Genomic DNA, 24,204 nt, shown 5'->3' with positions numbered 1-24,204 from the left:
CGCAGCGACTCCCGACGCTAAAATCACAACAAAAACCCTCAATACTTCAGTCGGCCAATAAAGTAGCATTTGCTACGTGACTTTCTACCGCTGTGGGTACTACGACATTCTACTGCGTAGCGCACTGACTTCACATTGTAGTGGGCCCGAATCTAACGATTCGGGCTTTTTTACGTTTGCAGGAATGTAAAAGCTAGGCTCCAAAACTAAGTTATTATTTGGGTTTATTAAATCTGATACCGATTCAAAATAATACTTGAGTAATTTTAGGGATTAAACATGACACTAACTAATAGCGTAAAAATTTTGAGATAGAGCAAATTAATAACGAAACTTTTCACTGTTATCGACAAGATTTTCTTATATTAAAATAGATCACTTATTTAAGCGACTAGGTATGATTTTTTAAATATAGGATTAAATCTATCTAAGCTTGTGCATAATTTGATTTGTTTCCTAACCATCTATGAATGAGTGGGTCTATGTGTTGAGGGTGTTTTTTTAGCATTTGCTGCGCGATTGGCCTTACTTGATTAAGTATTTGTTTGTCGCGCGTTAAGTCTGCGATTTTAAACTCAGCTAAACCAGTTTGTTTTGTACCCAGTACTTCGCCTGGGCCTCGTATTTCTAAATCACGCTCAGCTATAACAAATCCATCATTACTATCTCTCAATACTGCTAGTCTCTTTTGAGCCGTATGAGTTAGTGGTGCGTGGTATAATAGTACACAGTGGGATGCTGTAGCTCCCCGACCAACACGACCTCGTAACTGATGTAACTGTGCTAATCCTAGGCGTTCGGGATTTTCTATAATGATTAGACTAGCGTTAGGTACATCTACACCAACCTCAATAACAGTCGTTGCTACTAATACGTGTATATTACCTGCTTTGAACTCGCTCATTATGGCTTGTTTTTCAGCTGATTTCATTCGACCATGTACTAAGCCGACATTTAGTTCCGGTAATGATTCTTTTAATTGCCGTGCACTATCCTCGGCTGCTTGGCATTGGAGTGCTTCAGATTCATCAATAAGTGTACATACCCAGTAAACCTGACGACCTTGCTCATTACAGGCTAATTTAACGCGGGCGATAATATCGTCTCTTCGGATATCGGGAAGTGCCACAGTTGTAATTGGTGTTCGTCCTGGCGGTAATTCATCTATTACAGAGGTTTCTAAGTCTGCATAGGCTGTCATGGCAAGTGTACGTGGGATAGGTGTTGCAGTCATGACCAGTTGATGAGGGTAACAATCACCGAATTTACCTTTTTCGCGCAATAATAAGCGCTGATGAACACCAAATCGATGTTGTTCATCAATAACTATAAGTACTAAGTTATTAAATTTAACTTCATCTTGAAATAAGGCATGAGTACCTATAATCATTTGAGCTTCACCAGAGGCTATCTTTTGAAGTGTTGTTACGCGCTCTTTTCCCTTTGTTTTACCGCCAAGCCAAGCAACTGTTATACCTAGTTGATTAAACCAAGTCGTAAAATTAACTCCATGTTGCTCTGATAGAATTTCAGTGGGAGCCATTAAAGCAACTTGAAATCCCTGCGCAATAGCTGTTAGTGCACTGAGTGCTGCTACTAGGGTTTTACCTGATCCAACGTCACCTTGCACTAAACGCATCATTGGATACGCGTGTTGCATATCACCTTTAATTTCTGCAACTACGCGTTTTTGCGCATTTGTGGGTGCAAAAGGAAGTTGCTCTAAAAATTGGTTTTCTAATGTGTTTACCGGATTTAATGCCACGGCTTTAACTTGTTGCCCTTGCTCTCGTACTTTTAATAAGCTGAGGTTTTGAGCAAGTAACTCCTCAAATACAAGGCGCTGTTGAGCAGGGTGAGTACCTTGCTCTAATGCAGTTACATCAACATCATTTGGTGGGCGGTGCAGTAATAATAAGGCGTCACTTAGCGGCATATTTGATGGCTGCCACTGTGAAGGTAGTAGTTCTTCTACTGAGTATTTACACAGTAAATCAATAGCCTGCTCGCTTAAAGCTCTAATCGATAGTTGCTTTAAACCTTCGGTTGTTGAATAAACGGGCGTTAATGTTGTCGCTACCGGCTGCTCGTTAGAGGTATCGCTGATGCTGTATTCAGGATGGCTCATTTCAAAGCCAACACGGCCACGGCGTACCTCACCAAAACAACGTATTATTTTACCAGCACTAAATGCGTTTTTTTGTGCGGCGGTAAAATTAAAAAATCGTAATGTTAGTCTGCCAGTACCATCATTGATTTGGCAAACAAGCATGCGCCTTTTGCCAAACGTAATTTGGCTTGTTTCAATTGTTGCTTCAACACTCACATGGCTATGCAGTGACAACTCATTAATCGCGTATAAGCGAATGCGATCTTCATAGCGAAGTGGCAAATGAAAAAGCATATCTTGCACAGTTAAAATACCTAGCTTTAACAAACGCTCAGCCATTTTTGGGCCGACCCCTTTGAGCTCTGTAATTGGGTATTGATTTAAGCTAGGTTTAGACAAATTATATCAATCTTATTATTTGTGAGTAGGCTAAGTGTACTTACAGAGCTTTAGTCCATCAAGTATGTTTTAAAGCTTGCCAAAATTGCTCGTCAGCGACTATTTCGCCGTTTTCATCAAGTGCAGGATAAGGTAATTTTTTTTGTTTACACTGCCTTGCGATAATAGGGTGGCAGCCTTCAAAGTAAAGTGGATGTTTAACTTCAGCGCTCAACATATCTCTATTATATAAACCAGCCAGCTCACGTTGACGCTGTGCTTCAAACAATATTAGCGCAGCAGCAACCGAAACATTTAGCGATTGCACCATGCCTTGCATTGGAATAATAATATTTTGATCGGCATATTCCAGGGCTTTTTCTGATATCCCTGTTTTTTCTTGTCCAACAATAATAGCCGTTGGCTTGGTGTAATCTACTTCTCTAAAATCAACGGCATCTTCTGATAGATGAGTTGCTAATATTTGTATTTCTGGATTGCGTTCACGCATTGCAGTAACGGCATCATCAATATTTCTATGCAGGTGCGTCTCTAGCCAGTTTTTACTGCCACCTGATGTGTTATTAGTTAACCATTTTTGCTTTTCTGGCCATACAGCGTGTACATGATGGCAACCAACTGCATCGGCACTGCGAACGATTGCTGATAAGTTATGGTGTTTGTGCACGTCTTCTAGACACACTGTTAGGTCTGTTTGGCGGCGAGAAAGTACGTCTTCGATTCTTTGATAGCGAGTTTGCTGCATAGTGATCCTCTTTTTTTATAATTATACGAGATTTTTACAGTTAAGGCATTACCGTACAGCTAATTGGATTTTACAGTGACATAGCGTCTGTGTTGATTGAATAACTTCAATTGCTTATATTTTATTAATGAGAGCACCCAGTTGGTGATCAATCGATTTCCCCATTACCTGAAAAAATACTGTAGTTACCCTTTGTGTCATATGTTTCGACTATTTCCCCACGTGCTTCTTGCTTAATTATAGAATGTAGGGGTTTCATACCACTTTATTAATCAATTTTATCTTTTAAAGCTACTTCTGCTTTTGAATGTTGAGTTTGTTTTTAATCGTTATGTTAACTTCATTAAAGGCGCTTTGCAGGGGGGGGGGCTTTTATTAATTGAGTAACAATTACGGGGAATAAGACCGATTGTTGTGAGTTCACACTATGTGCAGCAACCTCTGCAAATAAGTAGCGTTAAGTAATTCTTTTCATAGCAACTATAACTGTAATTAGGTTTGGTACAAGTGCAGACAACAATATTGGTAAAAATGTGTGATCCAGACAAGATAACCTCAATGGTCCTGAAAATACCATGGCTTTAATGGTCAAAGTTATCGTAGATAATCAATATGAAGTAGTGCATTCACGTGCAAAATTAAGGCGTTGCGACCTAATGTATATTCATTAAACCCTATACATTCTGTTTACCTTGAGCAAAAGGGTTATCTCGCTTATCCATGCTATTGCTGCAAAAATAATATATAGGCTAAGTAAAGTTTGGTGTATGGTCAAAGCAAGCTTATGACTCAGTAAGTGATTTACGCTAGATTTGACCGAAAGTTAATTAAATAGAGTGCGCTAATATGAGAGATTCTATTTTTTAATGTGTTTTAAACTCAATTTCTATTTTATTATTTAACAATTTAATATTGCACGGAGGATAGTTTCGGGTCGTTTTTAGCACTTTACCAAAAATATGAATTTCTACACCTGAATGCAAAACAGAATTGACCGTTAAGCTAGCATCGCTAAGTAATTCATGTAAATGATGCTCTAGAGTCGATAGTTGTTTTTCTAATTGCTCAGCTTGTTGGAAATAGTGTAATTGGGTTGCACCAATTTTAGTAATTAATTGGTTTTTCTTTTCAAGATCTTTAACTTTCTCAGCTTTTTCTAGTGTTGATTGCAACGTATCTAGTTGTTGGTCTATTTTAGCTAAATCTTTAAAGCAGTCATCAGTATCTGCCGTTATTTCAGCGCCAGATGCGGCTAAGTTTATGACCATTTTAGCACCGGACTCATTGCCTATTTCGCCAGCAATAAGTTTAGTCGCATCTAAAATCTCACCACCGAATATTTTACCTTTTGGGAAATCAGCTTGACCAACTTGTAATAAGTGTTTCGCTTTCATAATGCAGTGGCTTGTTTGGCGTTCGATAAAGATACTATTGGCTTCTATGTAACAGTACTGGGAATGGGATACCTGAACATCCCCCTCACACACTAACCTACAAGACAGTGATTTATCTTCAGATTTTTGATGACCTATAATGCCTTGTTTGACTGTTATGTTTCCTCCTGCTGTTAGTTCGCCGGACTCAACAGTACCAAATATTGTAATATCACCTTTAGCTTTTATCTTCATTCCAGGGTCTATATTGCGACTGACAATAACACTGCCCTCAAAATCGATATGTCCACTTTTGACATCTACATTGGGAATGGTAAAAATATTATCCACGCGCATACCATTATTAATTTCAACGGGTACACCAGATATAGTAGACACTAGTTCCATGGGATTTATTTTTGATATTTCGGTACCGTCACCGGCAACAAGCTTCTTATTGTCACCAGGTTTGGCGGGGAGTATATCGCCAAGAACAGTAAAGCCTTCTTTTCCTGGTGTAGCAGGTACTTGACGTATAAGTACTGCGCCCGGTTCTACGCTTGCAAGTTTGCCAAAGTCACGCATATCAACACTACCGTCTTCTTTTAGTTTTGGTGTTTTTAAACGATCTTTCAATGTTTCTACGGTTGCAATGAGCTTTGTTGCTAAACCGTCACTTGGTAGCCTTCCCTTAGCTAATACTCCTTCAACAATGGCTCCTGGTGTGTGTTTAAATTGCTTTTGTAGTAGCTGTTCTAAAAATACTTGTTTGTAGCCGCGTACGATACCCGCTTTTACCAGCTCTCTTTTAGCTTCTTCCAAGTCAAGGACTTTACCGCCTTGTGCAACTGTAAGTTCACCAGTGGCAAGCATTTTGTCATCGCTAATAGTTACATTTAATGAAGCGTTATGTTTAGTGGCAATAACTAATACAGATTCACTACTTCCGCTTTTAAAAAAGTTATTAATAGCATCATGATCTATTTTACAATCACAGAAGGCTGATTTTTCGAGAGCTTCAAGTAAAAATGCAGCACTTGGAGGGGGATGCTTACTTACATCGAGTAAAACATTCCCATTATTAGTAAGCTTAAACACTAGTTTATCCTCTGCTACTACTTAAGTTGAGTTTGTATAATTAACATAATTCTAGAGTGCTAGAAATTTACTTTTGAGTCAAGAAATCAAGGAAAACAAAATAGTTCGATGAGGGCGGGATGTGTGAGTTATAGCGCTGGCTATAACTCACAATAATATTAGTTAGTTGAAGGTAATTCCATGATGCCATCAATCTCAACTTGCACGTCTCTTGGTAATGCGCGCACACCAATAGCAGCACGTGCTGGGTATGGTTGTTTAAAGTACTGGCTCATTACTTCATTAACTACAGCAAAGTTAGATAAGTCTGTAAGGTAAATATTAACTTTTACTAGGTCATGTATTTGACCGCCGGCTTCTTCACACACAGCGGCAATATTTTTAAACACTTGGTGTGTTTGTTCGCTAAAGTCTTCTGAGATAACTTCCATCGTTTCAGGAACTAATGGAATCTGACCAGATAAGTAAACAGCAGTACCTACTTTAACTGCTTGGCTATATGTGCCAATAGCAGCAGGTGCTTTGTCGGTAGAAATAAATGCTTTATTCATGTGTTTCCTATTTTATTTTTTACGATAGACTTTTTGTACATCAGGCATTACACGGATTTTACGCATAATGTTAGCAACATGGACACGGTTTTTAACGGTAACCCCTAAATCTATCACGTATAAATTACTTTCTTTTTCGTCAGTGGCAATTTCTACAATATTGGCTTGAGTTGTAGCAACAACATTGGTTAATTTAGCCAGTGCCCCTTGATGATTAATAATTTCAACTCTCAGAGCTGCAATATATTCTTTTTCTGGGTTATCGTCCCATTTTACAACTAAATATTTTGAACGTTCATTTTCCCAGCCCCGAATGTTTTTACATTCTTGACGGTGAACAGTTAGACCTTTACCTTGGCTAATATGGGCAGTAATAGCATCACCAGGTACAGGGCGGCAACACTTAGAGTAATTAACTAGCATGCCTTCAGTACCAATAATAGTGGCTTTAACCTGGTTTGTTATATCAGCTAAATCGTTATTGTCATTTTGTAATAAGCGCTTAGCGATTAAAAGACTCATTAAATTACCTGAACCAATTTCTACAAGTAATTCAGATAATGTAGAAAGCTCATGCTCTTCAAGTACTCTTGCTATATTATCATCAGCAATGCTATCGAGTTTGTTTTCACCTAGTGCCGAGTCGAGTAAACGACGCCCTAAAAGTAAAGCCTCTTCATGGTGCTGGCTTCTTAGGTAATTACGAACACCTAAACGTGCTTTGCCAGTAACAATAAAGTTAAGCCAAGTTGCATTAGGGTGGGCACCGGAGCTTGTTATTATCTCTATAGTTTGCCCTGTATCGAGTGGTTTACTTAAAGGGTGGGGCTTGCGGTTTACGCGTGCACCTACACATGTATTACCTACATCAGTATGAACAGCATAAGCAAAGTCGACTGCAGTTGCCCCCATAGGTAGCTCAACAATACGACCATCAGGCGTAAATACGTAAATTTCTTCAGGGAATAGCTCAGTTTTCACGTTTTCAATAAATTCAAACGATGAACCAGCACTTTGTTGCAGCTCCAATAAACTTTGCATCCATTGGCGAGCACGTTGTTGAGAAGTATTACCCGCCCCATCGCCAGCTTTTTTATACATCCAATGTGCAGCAACACCTTTATCAGCCATCTGATCCATATCGTGAGTACGAATTTGAATTTCAACAGGGATACCGTGTGGACCTACCAAAGAAGTATGTAGCGATTGATAACCATTAGTTTTAGGTACAGCAATATAATCTTTAAAGCGTGTTTCTATAGGCTTATAAAGACTATGAGCCACACCTAATACACGATAACACGTATCCATAGAGTCAACAGCAATTCTAAACGCGTAAATATCCATAACTTCGTTAAATAGCAGTTCTTTATTAAGCATTTTTTTATAAATACTATATAAATGTTTCTCACGGCCAGACACAGTCGCTTTAATGCCAGACTCTTCAAGGCGTGCTTCTATTTCATGTTGGATATTTGAGATTACTTCTTTGCGATTCCCACGAGCTTTCGCGACTTCTGATTTTAGTGCGCGATGACGCATAGGATATAAAGCTTGAAAACCTAAGTCTTCAAGCTCATTTTTAATATCGTGAATACCTAAGCGGTTTGCTATTGGCGCGTAAATCTCAAGCGTTTCACGTGCTATTCTGCGGCGCTTATCTGGGCGCAGTGCCCCTAAAGTACGCATATTATGTGTTCTATCAGCAAGCTTGATTAAAATAACTCGAATATCCTGAGTCATTGCCATAATCATTTTGCGGTAGTTTTCAGCTTGGAATTCTTTTTTATCTTTAAAGCTGAGCTTATCGAGCTTACTTACACCTTCAACGAGTTCTGCGACTGTTTCACCAAATATTTCGGCTAAATCTTGTTGGCTAAAATCAGTATCTTCAATTACATCGTGCATTAGTGCAGCCATGAGTGTTTCATGATCAAGGTGCATACCAGCAAGAATTTGGGTTACTTCAACAGGGTGAGTAATGTAAGGTTCGCCGCTTGAGCGCGTTTGACCTTCGTGAGCCTCTCGGGCTACCACGTAAGATTTTTGTACCAGCTCTACTTCAGCAGCAGGTAAGTATTCTGAAATTTTCTTTTTAAGACCTTCAAAAAGATACATTCACACTCCAATGTTCCAGTGAAGCAAATTAGGTAAGTTACGAATATACGATGAAAAGAGGGTATTGCCAACGGCTATAGTAGAAATACTGCGCCGTTGGCTAAAATCAAACCGGGAGGTTGATTTATTGATTACCACCAACAATGGCAGCAACCGCAGCTAATTCAGCTGCTTCTTGGTGTTGTTGTTCTTCACGGTCAATTAAGTCCATTGAAGCACTATCAACTAAACCTAATTCAATTTCACGTAAAGCAACTACTGTTGGTTTATCATTTTCAGGGTCTACTAGCGGAGTTTTACCACCAACAGCAAGTTGGCGGGCACGACGAGCCGCAACTAAAATTAAGTCAAAACGATTACCAACTGCATCTACTGCATCTTCAACTGTTACGCGGGCCATCTCAGCACTCCAAAATAATTTAAAAGCAAAGGCGTAGTCTACTGCAAGCAGCAAGTTTCGCCAATAGCTAGTGGTCAATTTTTATTAGTTTTACAAGTCTAAAGCTAATTTAAATAAGTCTAAACTATTTAAGGAGGCTATTTAGTAAATCTTTATGGCGAAGAGTTTGCGCTTTTAATGTTAAACGCTGCGCCATTACAATCGTTTCGATGTCTGCAAGTGCTATATCAAAATCATCATTCACAATAACAAAGTCATATTCATTGTAATGTGATGTTTCTGATTGTGCTTTTGCCATACGAGAAGCAATAATTTCAGCAGAGTCCTGACCTCGGTTATTTAATCGTTGTTCAAGTTCAGCTTTTGAAGGAGGCAGAATAAAAATAGTTTGAACGCTTGGCATAATTTTACGTACTTGTTGCGCACCTTGCCAATCTATATCTAAAAAGACATCTATACCGGCATCGAGTTGCGACTCAATCGCTTGCTTTGATGTGCCATAATAATTATCAAATACTTGAGCCCATTCAAAAAAATCATCTCGAGCAATAAGCGCCTTAAATTCATCGGTCGACGAAAAATGATAATGCACGCCATGCTCTTCACCAGGACGAGGAGAGCGAGTTGTGTGTGATACTGATACCTTCATATCAGCATGTTTTTTTAATAATGCATTAATTAAGCTTGATTTACCCGCCCCTGATGGTGCTGATAAAATAAATAGATTTCCGCGAGTTTGTGGCATATTTTTCTCTACCTAAAAATAAATAGGCTTGAGTTATAAATAACGCAAGCCTTTAATAAATGCATTGTACTTTATTTGAGTGAATTTTCTCAAGTTAGCCGAAAAAGTTCAAATGATATTATTCTATGTTTTGTATTTAAATATATAATGTGTAAAATATTTTGTTTTAAATCAATTGCTTGAGTGTAATTGTTGCTTGTTTTTTGGTTTTAGTAACCGTTATGGTAACCACTCGGTGAGAGGGTAAACATATTTACTCTGACGATTTATGTGGATATTTAACTTGTACTTACTATTATAACATCAAAAATTAATTACTCAGAAGTGCAACGTAAGCATTGTACCCAATGATAACCCTTATGTGCTCTGGAGTTTCAATTTGAAGGTATATATAAATATACAAATGCCTTGAAATTATACTTTTAAGCTCTATAATTACGCGTAACAACACCCCTCCCGCTACCCGTAAGCTCAGCGCCCTGCGAGGGGTTAATTATTTCTATAGCATGATAAAAGGATTTAACCTTCATGCAGTTCTCAAAAGCCCCCATAACGTTTGAAAAGCAAGTCGAGCTTCTAGAAAAGCGTGGTCTAGTAATTAATAATAAAAAATCAGCCGCCTTTTATCTTAGCCATATCAATTATTACAGGCTAGGCACTTATTGGTGGGCGTTTACTGAAGATCATCAAAATCATACTTTTAAGTCTGGTACTACGTTTGAACAAGTTTTGAATCTGTATTCTTTTGATAGAGAGCTAAGGTTGTTACTGCTTGACGCCATTGAGCGAATAGAAGTATCTATGCGAACTCAATGGGCATACCATTTAGCAAAAAAGCATGGCTCACATGCACACTTAGATTCTGAAGCCTTTACTTCTAAGTTTAATCACGAGGACTTTATTAGTAATATTTGTACTGAAATTCAACGAACGTCAGATACAAATATAAAAAGACAAAACAGTAAATACAAAGAGCAAACACCCGCTATTTGGATTGTTGCTGAAGTAATGAGCTTTGGTTGGCTTTCAAGAAGCTATGATGCGATAGGGCGTCGAGCATTGAAAAATGATATTGCAGATTCATATAAAGTAAAAGAAACAATCCTTTCATCTTTTTTACACCACATAACTACGGTGCGTAACATCTGTGCTCATCACTGCCGTTTATACAATCGAGATTTTACGTTCACCATGAAGCTGCCAACAAATGGCGATAGAGTTTTACTTAATAGCTTTAGTGGTACAACGAAGCAGTTATACAACACACTAGTTATGTGTGCTTACTTTATGGATTTAATTAGTCCTAACCACCATTGGAAGCAAAAGTTAGCCAGCTTAATTGATACTTATAATATAGACGTAACAGAAATGGGCTTTCCTGAAAACTGGCAAGAGTTACCTATCTGGAATAGCATTAAATAATTAGGCTCTAATTAGGCTCTAATTAGGCTACAACTAGCTGTAATATCGCTTTATTTAGTTTTTATTTTGCACAGTAATAATTTTCTTTGGTAGTATCGATTGATACACATATGGATTAGCTAGGCTGTTGAGATGGGAAGCGATTTTAGTAACTTTGATTTTTTAAAACACCATGACGAATTACTACTTCGTTTAGCTCAAACGGCTGAACGTTGTTTTGCACCAGATCCAAATACAACTCTAGTTAAAATGCGCCAGTTAGGTGAAGCCTTGGCTCAAAATGTCGCTGCGCGAGTTGGTGTTGATTTTGGTCAAGATGTTAAGCAAGTGGATTTATTAAGAGAGCTTGATTACACCCTAAAGCTCGATGAACGAATTAAAGATGCCTTCCATGTTATTCGCAAATTAGGTAACACCGCAAATCACGATTTTACCTCAAGTAGCCACCGAGATGCTTTAAAGTCTATGCAGTTAGGCCATGCTTTGTCTGTGTGGTATCACAAGCTGTATGGTGGCAAAGCAGCAAAAGGGTTTGTATTTACGCCATTCGTTAAACCTCAAGATCCATCTATAGAAGTTAGAGAGCTTGAAGAGAAATTACATGAACTTGAAGTTGAACGCCAAAGGTCATCCGAACGTCTAAAAATTGCAGAGCAGTTAAAGCAAATCGAAGCTGAAAAAGCTGCTGCCGAGCGAAAGCGCTCTGAGCAAATGCTTGCAGATAGCCAAACGTGGGAACAAATAGCCACCGAGCAAGAAGCATTGCTAGCTGAGTATAAAGATAAAATGGTTAAAGCCAATATCATGTATATGGCTCAGTTTAATGCTAAAGACAAACAAGCACAGCAGCAAGAAATTCAACGAGTCGAAAAGTCAGCGTTTCAACTAAATGAAAGTGAAACGCGTGTACTTATCGACGAGCAGTTAGCTGCCGCTGGTTGGCTGGTAGATAGCGTTAACCTAAAGTATTCAAAAGGCGCAAGGCCAGTTGTAAACGAGAATAGAGCAATTGCAGAATGGCCTACTAAATCAGGGCCTGCTGATTATATTTTATTTATGGGTCTTACACCTGTTGCTGTTGTAGAGGCTAAAAAGTCAGCTAAAAATGTTTACGGTGCAATTGACCAAGCAAAACGCTATGCCAAAGATTTAGAACCTAACCCATCATTTGAATTAGATACTATATGGGGCGATTTTAAAGTGCCTCTTACGTTTGCTACTAATGGGCGATCTTATTTAAAGCAATTAGAACAAGAAAGCGGTATTTGGTTTTTAGATGTGCGAGATAACGCTCATAGGCGTAAAGCACTTAAAGGCTGGTATTCACCGCATGAAATAAAAGGCTATTTAAAGCAAACCACTCAGCAAGCAGAGCAAAAGCTTGATGCGATGGACTTTGATTACGACCTTAAATTAAGAGACTACCAAATTGATGCAATTGAAGCAGTAGAGCAAACAATTAAAGAAGGAAAGGATCGCGCGTTGGTTGCTATGGCAACAGGTACAGGTAAAACAAAAACCTGTATAGCCTTAGTTTATAGATTGCTTAAAGCTGAGCGCTTTCGTCGCGTGCTATTTTTAGTTGATCGCTCAGCATTAGGTGAGCAAGCTACAACTGACTTTAAAGAAGTGAGAATGGAGCAACTCCAAACATTTGCTGATACCTTCGAGCTTATGGAGCTGGGTGATAAAAAGCCAGATAACGGAACCAAAGTGCATGTAGCAACGGTGCAAGGTTTAGTTAAACGTATTTTATATCCGAGCGATAATGATACTAAGCCCGGTGTAGGTCAGTACGATTGTATAGTAGTGGATGAATGCCACCGTGGTTACTTGCTTGATAGAGAGCTCAGCGATACAGAGTTATTATTCAGAGACCAGAAAGATTACCAATCTAAATACCGCTCAGTCATTGATTACTTTGATGCATTTAAAATAGGCCTAACAGCAACGCCTGCGCTACATACAGTAGACATATTTGGTGAACCCGTATTTAGTTATAGCTATACAGAGGCAGTACTTGACGGGCATTTGAATGATCATTTACCGCCTGTACGTATCAATACCAAGCTTTCTGAGATGGGAATTCATTATAAAATTAATGAAGAAGTTAAAGTATATGATGCTGAAAATAGCGATATAAAAACGTTTAACACCCCGGATGAACTCGATTTTGAAGTAGCAGAGTTTAACCGTAAAGTAATAGCTCCCAGTTTCACTAAAACAGTCACAAAATGGCTTATCGAAAGCGATTCTATCGACCCATATTCAGAGGCTAAGACATTAGTATTTTGTGTAACAGATAAACATGCAGACGAAGTGGTCGAAGCTTTTAAGCAGGCATGTGAAGATTACCACGGTGAAGTTGAAGACGACGCAATTCAAAAAATTACAGGCGCTACAGATAAACCGCTTGATAAAATACGCTCATTTAAAAACGACCGCCTACCAAATATAGCCGTAACGGTAGACTTATTAACTACTGGTGTAGATGTACCAAAAATATGTAACTTGGTCTTTTTACGCCGTGTAAATAGCCGTATTTTATTTGAACAAATGCTTGGCCGCGCCACACGCTTATGCCCCGAAATAAGTAAAGGCCCGTTCAAAATTTATGATGCGGTAGATATCTACAAACAGTTAGAAAAAGTAAATAGCATGAAGCCTGTAGTCACTAATGTAGATATTACCTTTAGTGAGCTAGAGCAAGAAATGGCACACAGCAAAAGTGAAGACTTACAAGCATTAGCCAAAAATCAGTTTATCGCTAAATTACAAGTTAAGCGCCGCCACTTAACATCTGAACAAAGCGACAAGTTCGAGATCATAGCTGGGCAATCACCACAACAGTTCATTAAAGACTTAAAAGCACAACCTGCCGATAAAGTAGCTAAATGGTTTACAGAGCACCCCGGTTTAGGTGAAATTCTTGATAGTAAAATTCAAGGCGTAGCTGGTGGCACTAAACCCGTGTATATATCGGATCACGAAGATGAATTTACCAATATTACTACGGGCTATGGTGATGGGCAAAAACCAGATGATTATTTACGCGCCTTTAACGACTTTGTAAATGCCAATAGTAACCGCTTGCTCGCTATTCAAACAGTTGTGCAAGCGCCATGGGAATTAACCCGCCAAAACCTAAAAGAACTCGCTTTAGTACTTGAACAAAATCATTTTAGAGAACAAGATCTACAAGTTGCGTGGAGCGAAGTTAAAAACGAAGACATTGCCGCACGTATTATCGGGTTTATTAGGCAAGCGGCTATAGGCGAAGCACTTATTCCGTTTGAACAACGTGTTGATAATGCACTAGCTAAAATATTAGCCAGTCAAAGCTGGAAAACACCACAAATACAATGGCTCAATACCATAGCTAAACAAATGAAGGCAACCACCATTGTAGACGAAGCCGCGCTCGACCAAGGTATTTTTAAACACCAAGGCGGTATAAAGCGCGCTAATAAATTATTTGAACAACCCATTGCTGAAGTACTGCACATGTTTAATCAAACATTGTGGCAAACCACTAATCAATCAGCCTAGTTTTAGGCTGATCATTTAGGCAATAACTCTTTTAGCAGTATTAACTTAATTAGGTAAAAACATGAGCACTCAAGACTTAGTCGCAAAACTATGGAATCTATGTAACTTACTCCGAGACGACGGCGTTACATACCATGAATATATTAATGAGCTCACGTATTTAGTGTTTCTTAAAATGGTTGACGAAACAGGCACAGATAACAATATTCCCGAAGGCTACCGCTGGACCGACTTAGAGCATTACAACAGTGCAACAAGGCTAGAAGAGTATAAAAAGCTACTTATTCATTTAGGCTCACACGGTACCACAATAACTAAAGCAATTTATGCTAATGCCAGTACAGTAATACGTAAGCCTGTCACACTTAATAAGTTAGTAAGCGAAATTGATAAGCTTGATTGGTACAGTGCTAAAACCGAAGGCCTTGGCGATATGTACGAAGGCTTGCTAGAGATTAACGCAGGCGAGAAAAAATCAGGTGCAGGGCAATACTTTACTCCTCGCGTGCTTATTAATGCCATGGTTGAGCTGATGAAGCCAAACCTTGACGACGTTATTGTTGACCCAACAGCGGGAACTGGGGGCTTTTTAATTAGTGCCCACCATTATTTAAAACAACATAACGATATAGAAGCTCTAGAGCCCGACGCTTACGATAAATACCAGCATAAAACCTTTTACGGTATGGAGCTAGTACCTGACACTCGTCGCCTAGCAATGATGAACTTAATGCTGCATGACCTCGCGGTAGATGATGATAGTTCAGGCATTTTATATGGTGATACCTTATCAAACGAAGGTAAAGCACTGCCACCAGCAAGCCTTATTTTAGCTAACCCACCATTTGGCACAAAACAAGGAGGCGGCGTACCAACCCGTGACGATTTAATCACTTACACTAGTAACAAGCAGCTCGCCTTTTTGCACCTAATGTATTTGCGTATGCTTAAACCGGGTGGCCGTGCAGCCGTTGTATTGCCCGATAACGTATTATTTGAAGGTTCCATAGGGCAAACAATACGTAAAGACTTAATGGAAAAGTGTAATTTACACACCATTTTACGCTTACCAACAGGGATTTTTTACGCGGCAGGCGTAAAAACTAATGTATTGTTTTTCTCAAAGCCAAATGATGTAAAACAAGACAAAGGCCAAACCAAAAATGTGTGGGTGTACGACATGCGTTCTAACATGCCGCAGTTTGGTAAACGCACTGTATTAACGCAAGCGCATTTTGATGAATTCTATCAAGCGGTTGGTAGTGACTTAACACAAGTAGATGAAGCTGCGCGCCACTCGTTTATTAAAAATCATCAACACGGTAGTGAAATTGGCAATATTGATACTTGCCGCCTACGTTGTTTTAGTCGCGAGGAAATTGCTAAAAAAGACGATGCACTCGATTTAGCGTGGATCAGAGATGATAAAGCAGAAGACAGTACGAACCTACCAGAGCCCGATGTATTAATTAACGAAGCCTTAGAAGAAATGGCAGGCGCTATGTATGAGTTGCAAGCTATTCTAGTCGAGTTGGGTTCTGCTGAAGAATCGGATGAGGTGGTATTGTGAGTGAGCTCCCGAAAGGTTGGATTACTGCAAAAATATCAGATGTAACGTATAAATGCACCCAGTCTAAGCCTGAAGACGAAGTAGCAATAAAATACATCGATATTGGAAGTATAAATCGTCAAACAAAAAAAATTGAGAAACCGCAAAGTTTGTTAGGGAAAAATGCCCCAAGCCGAGCTAGGAAAATAGTGAATACAAATGATGTATTAGTATCACTAACAAGACCTAATTTAAACGCTGTTACTCTGGTGGATGAGATATTTGATAAGCAATTCGCATCAACGGGTTTTGAAGTATTAAAATCGCTCGGTATAGAAAGTCGTTACCTTTTTGCTTTAGTGAGAACGAATCATTTTGTAAATAAAATATCAGGTACAGTTCAGGGGGCTCTTTACCCTGCAGCTAAGTCCTCTGATGTTCAAGGTTATCAATTTCCTTTAGCACCATTAAACGAACAAGTTCGAATAGCAGATAAACTTGACTCAATCTTAGCTAAAGTAAATAAAGCTCAATCACGACTCGATAAAATTCCAGTAGTCCTAAAACGCTTTCGTCAATCAGTTCTTGCCGCCGCTACTTCCGGTGAGTTAACCAAAGAATGGCGAGGTGGGAGCGACAATCAATGGTCGAACGTGAAATTGAAAGATGTGGGAAAAGGCTTCAATTATGGTTCATCAGCAAAATCTAAACCTGAAGGCGAAGTGCCTGTATTGCGAATGGGGAATTTACAAGGAGGTCAGCTTGATTGGGAGAAGTTAGTATATACCTCCGATGAGGCAGAAATTGAAAAGTATCTTTTAGAAACTGGGGATGTGCTCTTTAACCGTACTAATAGTCCTGAGCTGGTTGGTAAAACATCTATCTACCGAGGAGAACAGAGGGCAATTTATGCAGGATATTTAATTAGAGTAAAGGGAGGTGAGCGCCTAAATACAGAGTTTTTAAATCTTCAGTTAAATAGCCCTCATGCCCGTGATTACTGCTGGCAGGTAAAAACCGATGGTGTAAGCCAATCAAATATCAATGCAAAAAAACTGCAAGCTTATGAGTTTGATTTACCGCCTATGTGTGAGCAGCTTGAAATAGTTAGAAGAGTAAATGAACTTTTCGCGCGCGCAGATTTATTTGAACGTCAATACTTAGATGCTTGTAAGGCTTTTAGCCGATTAACACAGTCAATACTGGCTAAAGCATTTCGTGGTGAATTAGTTGAACAAGAAGGTAATGACGAGCCAGCAAGTGAGCTATTAGCTCGGATTTTGACAAAGAAAGAAGATAATTCATCAGCTAAGTCTAAAAAAGAATCAGTTTCTAAAGTCGTGAATATCAATAGTAATGATGATAGAACGGCTAAAAATATTGATCAGGCATCAGTAAGAAAATGGATTGGTGATCTAAAAGAAGATACTTTTAGGAATGAAGATTTGAATGAGTCATTTGGCTCAGACTACGAGCAATTAAAAGAAATATTATTTTCCCTACTCAAAGAAGATAAACCAATGATTACTAAAGTATTTGATGTAGCCAAAAAAGATTTTATGTTTAAAAAGGTTCAAGGATGAAACTTTTAAAATTAAAAATTAATAAATCTAATACCTGCGGAGGGTTGTTAGACGAATTAGCAATACCGTTTAGAAATAGTAATAGTGCGACAGATCAATTCTCGCCTATATGCCTAATTGGACCTAATGGTACTGGTAAGTCACAAATCTTACAAAATATAGCGGAAATATTTCAATTGATTTTTAGTTTTTACTTACCTGAAGAGGAGTCAGGTAAGCCAAATAATGAGCTAGAGTTTGAAATTGAATATTTATTTGCCGAAACAGCTAAGAAAAATACACAAGTCAAAATAACAAGAAAAAAACAAGTAAAAATAAAGCCACTTTAACCGTTGAGATCTTCATAAAAAATGAATGGATATTAGTTCTAGATGAATCTGAGGTTGTTAAATTGCTACCTTCAAAAGTTATCGCTTATACTTCAGGAGATAATGAAACGCTAAGTGTTCCTTTTTTTGTTAGTCGAGAGGGGTATGCAAAAAAAGTTGCAGAAAATGCTAAACATCAGAGAGAAGAGGTTCCTGACCCTAGGCTGTTATTAGTCGACTACGGTACAAACTTGGAAGTTTTGGTTGCTAACTTGCTGCTAAATAAAGAATCAGCTAGAAAGCAATTACTAAAAGAACTTAATCTTAAATCACTCAGCTCTTTTCGTTGTGTAATTCAACTTGATCATACTCAAGCTCCAACAGGAGGTGTGATTTTAACACCCCAATTACAAAGCTTTATCGATAATTTGGTTAACTGTGCAACTTCCAAATCAATAGATAAAAAAATAAAATATATACCTTAGACTTTTTGGTAGATGACAGTACCTTTGAAGCATTCAAACATTTTTGGCCGAATGGCGCATTAGACTTATATTCATCTTTTCATAAATTAGCAATGCTAAATGACTTAGTTATCCCTAAGGCCGCTAGGACCTCATTTAATCAATCAATAAAAGATCGTAGATTTGCCACTCGTTTACCTGAACCATTCTCTGAACATAAAGTTTTTCGTTTTGAACGCCTTGAGTTTATTTCCAACAAAATAGATGATCCTGTTGACTATGTTTCATTGTCTGACGGAGAACATCAATTAGCCCAAGTTCTCGGCATGTTGTGTATGGCAAAAGACAAAAATACACTATTCTTATTAGATGAACCTGAGAGTCACTTCAACCCCAAATGGCGTGTCGAATTTATTTCCAAGTTGCTTGAAATGCAAACATCTACAGGAAGTAGACAAGGGAATTCAACTTCTGCAATGCAGGACTGCTTACTTACCACTCACTCTCCTTTTGTTCCTTCAGATATGAAACGTGAGAATGTATTAATTTTTAAAAAAGATAATGGACAAATATCTGTTCGACGTCCAGAAATTGAAACCTATGGAAGTACGTTTGATGTGATTCTTCAAGAATGTTTTTCGATTAACCCCGCTATGTCTGAAATACCAAAAGCTGAAATTGAGCGCTTGTTAAAATCTGAGAATATCAATGAAATAACTGAAGCACTTCGAGGCTTAGGGGATTCAGTAGAGCGTTTATATTTGGTCAACCATGTTAGGACCTTAAGAAAGAAAGAGGCAGTCTAATATGTTTCATTCTTACCCAATAGAAGCTACAGCTAACAATTGGCTACATGAAGCCGTTATAGAAATCATCGGAATTATCCATACCCGATTAGATAACGGTGAAAGAGTATTTACTACAGGCACTAAACCAAGAAAGCAGCAATATTGGCTTGCATTATTACCCAATAATATTGATCCAAGGCTTAGGCGCTGGTATGGAGTAAGAGATAGAGTTTTAAAATATGCGAAATATCTTAAGAAGCCGATCATTACTCAAGAACAACGCCTTGATATTTTACAAGCGATAAATAATCAAAATAACATAGCTGGTCTTTTAAATAATACTTCAGATATTACGCTAATTAATGAAGCTTTCCCCAAGGTTCATGAAGCCGCAAAGGAGCTGTTTCTATTTTGTTATGGAAAGCTCGGCGATGCAGGTATCCGCGACGCGCAGTACCAGATGATTTATGATTCATTGCTGGCGAAGGATTGTCCGTTTTGTGGATTTGGGGACATGATGAATATCGCGGAAGCATCCCAAGACCAAGATCATTATTTAGCTAAAAGTATATATGCGTTTTCGGCAGCAAATATTAGAAATCTAGTCCCAATGTGTATGAAGTGCAATAGACTTCATAAAAAGGCTGATGATGTTATTAAAAATGAGGCTAATTTACGGGTAACAGCTTTTGACCCTTATGCGTGTAATGCAACTGATATTTCTATCGAGCAGAGCAAAATCGCCGAGGGGGTATCAAGTATAAACCCTGATTGGATTATAAGTTTTGTTCCACCAACCCCTGAAGCTGAAAATTGGGATCGAATATTTAAAATAAGAGAAAGGCTTAAGAGGGATATATTTGATGAGTGTTTCGAGCGTTGGTTTGATGGCTTTTTGAAAAAATGTTTGCGAGAGAGAAGCAAAGGTTTATATGCCGATGTTATATCTGAAGATCAAATTAAAGGTGTCCTTGAAGATCATCGCGACTCATTACTTGATGATGTTGGTGCCGGGAAAGATAAGTTTAAACCTCATTTATTTAATATGATGTTAAACCTTTTCAATTCGGGAAATGAAAGAGTCAAAAGTCATATTAGAGATGCAGTTCTTGGTGATGAATTTCGTTGATGGAATTATCGAAGTATGGATATAAAGAGTTATTAAAATGAGTTTTAGCTACATATAGTAGGGGCTATAACTATATACAAACTCTTCTAGATCCCATACAGAAAAAGAAGCAAAACAAACTAAAGTTATACCAGTAACTATTGCCACACGTTTAATCGTTTTATTTGAGTCTCATAGTGTTCATCGTTGAGATATTGTCATACTTACATGCTTTGAGGATTAAAAAATTAACGTACGGATTTAATTGGTAGGTAAGTAATAAAAATATAAATAGATTTATCTAATTTGTCTGCATTGATAACATTTTATATATTCTTTTGGAAAAGCCTGAGGAAAGACAATAAGGAAATTAAATATTTATGGCGATATATTGCGGTGATAAAGATTCAAAACGATTAATTGAAGTTACTAAAGAATTTAAAGAAAAATGTTTATTAAATGGAAAGTCCTTACTTACTAATGAACTGGTTTGGACACTAGAAGATTGCCAAGAACTTATCACTGATTTTGTAGATAACCCTGATGAAGGTGAAGGCGACTTTTTTACGAAGCTTGAAACTCAACTAACAGATACTTCGGCTAATGCCAAAGTTCTTGCAGCTGAAATGCTGTGGCTAATGTTTTTATGCCCAAGTAATACAGGTGCAGCATCAAAGCGTGGCAGTATTGAGCGTGTATTTGTTTGGAGTGGCTACAAAATAGATGAAATAACAAAAGAGCGTTACTTATCTGACAATGCGCTTACAGGTGTTGGTAGTGCAGGTACGGCCTACAATACAATGCGTTGGCGCGAGTTAGTATATTTAATTCGCTTTACAGAGTTATTTTTAAAACTGGATAAACCTGAAAAAGAAGAACTATTAAATAACCACGTTAAATTTGCCCAGTGGTTAGAGCAAATCCCTGATAATGAAAAGCGCCAACTGCGTCACATGTTGTTGTTTTTATTCTTCCCAGATTTTAATGAACGTATATTCGGTAATACAGATAGATGCTCAATACTAGTTACTCTAGCAGACCTAACTAAACCCCAATATAACAAAATGAAGTGCAGTGAGAGAGATGCCGCACTCTTAAATATCCGCAAAGAATTTGAACAAGAGTTTGGTACTACCGAGCTCGATTTCTATATTGAGCCGCTAAAAAGTAAATGGAAGAATACAGAAGTAAATACTGCTAAAGATGTGCAAGTACCTAAAGAGGATTACACTGTGGAAAAAACAATTAACAATACCACCAGCAGTTTAAACCAAATACTTTACGGGCCACCGGGTACAGGTAAAACCTACAACACAATAAATAAAGCGCTTGAAATAGTAGACCCTGATTTTTTAGTTCAACATGAAGATAACCGCACTAAAGTTAAAGAGCGCTTTGATGAGCTAAAAAAAAGTAATCGCATAGGTTTTGTAACGTTTCATCAAAGCTTTAGCTATGAAGATTTTGTTGAAGGTCTTAAAGCGGAAAGCGATGCGGGTCAAGTATCGTATTCTGTAGAATCCGGAGTCTTTAAAGATTTATGTGAGCGAGCAGAGGCTGCTCTTTCAGATATAATATCTGTTGATGCATTCGAGGAATCAATAGCAAAACTTCAAGAGATCTCTGAGGAAGCAAATGATCGAATTGAGATAGAAACAATTAGAGGGAAAAAGTTTGAGATTGAATATGCTGGTGGGACTACATTTAAAGTTTTCCCACACTCAACTGAAAGCACAGACCCTAAATATGTTGCCTCAATAGCTAATGTAAGAAAGCTATATTTAACAGGTTCAAAAAAAGGCATTTACAATATTTCGTATGTTGAAGGTCTATTACTTTATTTAAAAAAACATCTTAATCTTGAAGAATACGCAGAAAATAGTGAAACCCATAAAAATTCAAAGCCACAGCAATTCGTATTAATTATTGATGAAATTAATCGAGGTAATATCTCTAATATTTTTGGTGAGCTAATCACGTTAATCGAACCTAGTAAGCGCGCTGGTGGCTCCGAATCATTATCGGTGAAATTGCCTTATTCAAAAGAGCCTTTATCAGTACCTTCAAACTTACATATTATTGGCACTATGAACACGGCCGATAAATCATTGGCACAGGTTGATATTGCATTACGCCGCCGCTTTGAATTTGTAGAGATGATGCCAAAGCATGAGTTACTCGACGATGTTGAAGTTGATGGAATTAAAATAGCAAAATTACTAAAAACCATTAACCAACGAATAGAGCTTTTATATGACCGCGAGCATACTATTGGGCATAGCTTCTTTTTACCTTTAAAAGATGAGCCAACAATCGCGCGATTAGCAAAAATATTTGAGCTTGAAATTCTACCATTGCTTGAAGAATACTTTTTTGAGGATTGGGAACGTGTAGGCCAAGTATTAGGTGATCACTTAAAAACAGATGCTAGCTTGAAATTTATAGAAGAAAAGTTCACTGACACTTCTATTGCTGAGCTCATGGGCACTGAATGGCAGCAGGAGGGGATAACACCCTATAAGCGTAATGTTGAGGCGTTAAATAACCCAGAAGCATATATGGGTGTTTATGAAGCACTCTAAGGTTAATGAGGTAATTGTTAGAGAGTATGCGCTTTTAACTAACGGTGGTGTTGATTGCAGTATTGATTGCCACTCAATTCCTCAGAGCGCTTTTGATTGGTTGTTAGTTAATGGTGTTAGTAATAATGAAAAGCAGCGTGAACTAGTTAAAGTAAAGCGACATGGTAAAGCGATTGCGTTACAAGTCGTGAACTTTGTTGGTGTACTCGAAACCCCTTGTAAAACCAGAATCGAAATTTTACCTAAAATATCTACTCAAGACAGCAACCCTGATAACTCACGCAAAGTATTAATGAAGATGCTTGCGAGTGTCGAAAAGTTAAAATTACAAGAGTTTCAACAATCGCATTTAGAGGTGTTGAAACAGCCGCTGTATGAGTTGCTAATTAGTCACTTTTTAAATGCAGTATCTAAATTGGTAAAGCAAGGCATACGTAATGAATACCAACGAGTAGAGCGAGAATCGACCTATTTAAAAGGTCAGTTATTAGTAGCAAAACAAATTAGGCAACGACCGGGACGTAATCATCACTTTCATGTTTCTCATGATGTTTTTACATCTAATAGAGCTGAGAACAGGTTAATACATTCATCTTTAAAGTTAGTTTTAAAGTGGTCAAGATCTAGCGCTAATCAGCGCTTAGCGAGAGAGCTATTATTTGTATTCAATGAGATTGATGAATCAAAAAATATATTACACGATTTTAGAAGTTGGAAGACTGACCGAAGTATTGCGCACTACCGCCCACTTAAACCATGGTGTGAGTTAATTCTTAGTTATAAGTCTCCTATAGCTATGATTGGTAATCACAAGGGAATTTCGTTTTTATTTCCAATGGAAAAATTATTTGAGCGTTATGTGGCTAATCAATTAGCTAAACAACTACCACCAGCTTTACGTTTGAAAGAGCAACCCTCAACTTTTGGTTTGGTTGAGCATAAGGGTGACAAATGGTTTAGGTTAGAGCCAGATATTGTTGTTTACGATAAAGCCAGATTGGTAGTGACTGTTATAGATACAAAATGGAAGCGCTTAAATGAGGCACTAGGAAATGCCACAGATAAATATAATTTAAACCAATCTGACATTTACCAGTTATTCGCATATGGTGAAAAATACTTACAGGGCAATGGTGAGCTGTATTTGGTTTATCCCAAGTATGATGAGTTTAAATCTTCTTTAGATGACTTTTATTATCATGAAAATTTAAAGCTTAAAGTTGTGCCATATGACTTAGAGAGCGATAGTTGCTTTATTAATTTTACTCGTTGTAGTTTTGAAAATGTTACAGCTGGTAGCCTTCAAACATAA

The 24,204-nt window shown here is 37.9% G+C and carries 17 protein-coding genes; 10 read left to right on the top strand and 7 right to left on the bottom strand.

Annotated features, from left to right (window positions below):
* Positions 1-427: 427 nt before the first annotated feature.
* The 7 genes from recG to gmk form a co-directional block, all read right to left on the bottom strand.
* Positions 428-2,509, bottom strand: a complete 2,082-nt coding sequence (recG, locus tag P20652_RS16215; RefSeq protein ID WP_008165573.1) for an ATP-dependent DNA helicase RecG — start codon at positions 2,507-2,509, stop codon at positions 428-430.
* A gap of 58 nt (positions 2,510-2,567) precedes the next feature.
* Positions 2,568-3,254: a tRNA (guanosine(18)-2'-O)-methyltransferase TrmH gene (trmH, locus tag P20652_RS16220; protein ID WP_007580009.1), complete on the bottom strand. Its 687-nt coding sequence runs from the start codon at positions 3,252-3,254 to the stop codon at positions 2,568-2,570.
* Positions 3,255-4,117: 863 nt separating this feature from the next.
* A complete protein-coding gene (locus P20652_RS16225; RefSeq protein ID WP_008165571.1) occupies positions 4,118-5,725 on the bottom strand; it encodes a DUF342 domain-containing protein in 1,608 nt (535 codons plus the stop codon).
* A 158-nt stretch (positions 5,726-5,883) separates the two neighbouring features.
* Positions 5,884-6,276, bottom strand: a complete 393-nt coding sequence (locus tag P20652_RS16230; protein ID WP_008165569.1) for a RidA family protein — start codon at positions 6,274-6,276, stop codon at positions 5,884-5,886.
* Positions 6,277-6,288: 12 nt separating this feature from the next.
* On the bottom strand, positions 6,289-8,394 hold the full coding sequence (spoT, locus tag P20652_RS16235) for a bifunctional GTP diphosphokinase/guanosine-3',5'-bis pyrophosphate 3'-pyrophosphohydrolase (protein ID WP_008165567.1): 2,106 nt from the start codon (positions 8,392-8,394) through the stop codon (positions 6,289-6,291).
* Between the two features lie 124 nt (positions 8,395-8,518).
* Positions 8,519-8,794, bottom strand: coding sequence for a DNA-directed RNA polymerase subunit omega (gene rpoZ, locus P20652_RS16240; RefSeq protein WP_008165565.1), 276 nt, complete (start codon positions 8,792-8,794; stop codon positions 8,519-8,521).
* Between the two features lie 124 nt (positions 8,795-8,918).
* On the bottom strand, positions 8,919-9,539 hold the full coding sequence (gmk, locus tag P20652_RS16245) for a guanylate kinase (protein ID WP_008165563.1): 621 nt from the start codon (positions 9,537-9,539) through the stop codon (positions 8,919-8,921).
* Positions 9,540-10,067: 528 nt separating this feature from the next.
* On the opposite strand from gmk, the gene P20652_RS16250 reads away from it, so the two are divergent.
* The 10 genes from P20652_RS16250 (at position 10,068) to P20652_RS16275 (ending at position 24,204) form a co-directional block, all read left to right on the top strand.
* Entirely contained in the window at positions 10,068-10,961 is an 894-nt protein-coding gene (locus P20652_RS16250; RefSeq protein WP_008165561.1) for an Abi family protein, read from the top strand.
* A gap of 132 nt (positions 10,962-11,093) precedes the next feature.
* Entirely contained in the window at positions 11,094-14,510 is a 3,417-nt protein-coding gene (hsdR, locus tag P20652_RS16255) for a type I restriction-modification system endonuclease (RefSeq protein ID WP_008165559.1), read from the top strand.
* Between the two features lie 61 nt (positions 14,511-14,571).
* Complete coding sequence (locus P20652_RS16260) at positions 14,572-16,080, top strand: N-6 DNA methylase (protein ID WP_008165556.1); 1,509 nt, start codon at positions 14,572-14,574, stop codon at positions 16,078-16,080.
* The gene (locus tag P20652_RS17185; RefSeq protein ID WP_050548185.1) at positions 16,077-17,642 is read left to right on the top strand and encodes a restriction endonuclease subunit S; all 1,566 of its coding nucleotides are present in this window, start codon (positions 16,077-16,079) and stop codon (positions 17,640-17,642) included. Before P20652_RS16260 ends, P20652_RS17185 begins: the two co-directional genes overlap by 4 nt.
* On the top strand, positions 17,639-17,971 hold the full coding sequence (locus P20652_RS20565) for a hypothetical protein (protein WP_008165552.1): 333 nt from the start codon (positions 17,639-17,641) through the stop codon (positions 17,969-17,971). The genes P20652_RS17185 and P20652_RS20565 overlap by 4 nt, the downstream gene beginning before the upstream one ends.
* A gap of 62 nt (positions 17,972-18,033) precedes the next feature.
* The gene (locus tag P20652_RS20560; protein ID WP_008165550.1) at positions 18,034-18,435 is read left to right on the top strand and encodes a hypothetical protein; all 402 of its coding nucleotides are present in this window, start codon (positions 18,034-18,036) and stop codon (positions 18,433-18,435) included.
* A gap of 5 nt (positions 18,436-18,440) precedes the next feature.
* Positions 18,441-19,220: an AAA family ATPase gene (locus tag P20652_RS20555; RefSeq protein ID WP_008165548.1), complete on the top strand. Its 780-nt coding sequence runs from the start codon at positions 18,441-18,443 to the stop codon at positions 19,218-19,220.
* Position 19,221: 1 nt separating this feature from the next.
* On the top strand, positions 19,222-20,331 hold the full coding sequence (locus tag P20652_RS16265; RefSeq protein ID WP_008165545.1) for a hypothetical protein: 1,110 nt from the start codon (positions 19,222-19,224) through the stop codon (positions 20,329-20,331).
* Between the two features lie 359 nt (positions 20,332-20,690).
* Positions 20,691-22,892 (top strand): McrB family protein, encoded by a 2,202-nt coding sequence (locus P20652_RS20650; protein ID WP_008165544.1) that lies wholly within the window; start codon positions 20,691-20,693, stop codon positions 22,890-22,892.
* Complete coding sequence (locus tag P20652_RS16275; protein WP_008165542.1) at positions 22,879-24,204, top strand: McrC family protein; 1,326 nt, start codon at positions 22,879-22,881, stop codon at positions 24,202-24,204. Before P20652_RS20650 ends, P20652_RS16275 begins: the two co-directional genes overlap by 14 nt.

The sequence above is a fragment of the Pseudoalteromonas sp. BSi20652 genome (genome assembly GCF_000239855.1).
Lineage (GTDB): Bacteria > Pseudomonadota > Gammaproteobacteria > Enterobacterales > Alteromonadaceae > Pseudoalteromonas.
Note: the sequence above shows the minus strand (reverse complement) of the source record. Positions and strands in the feature narration are given on the sequence as shown.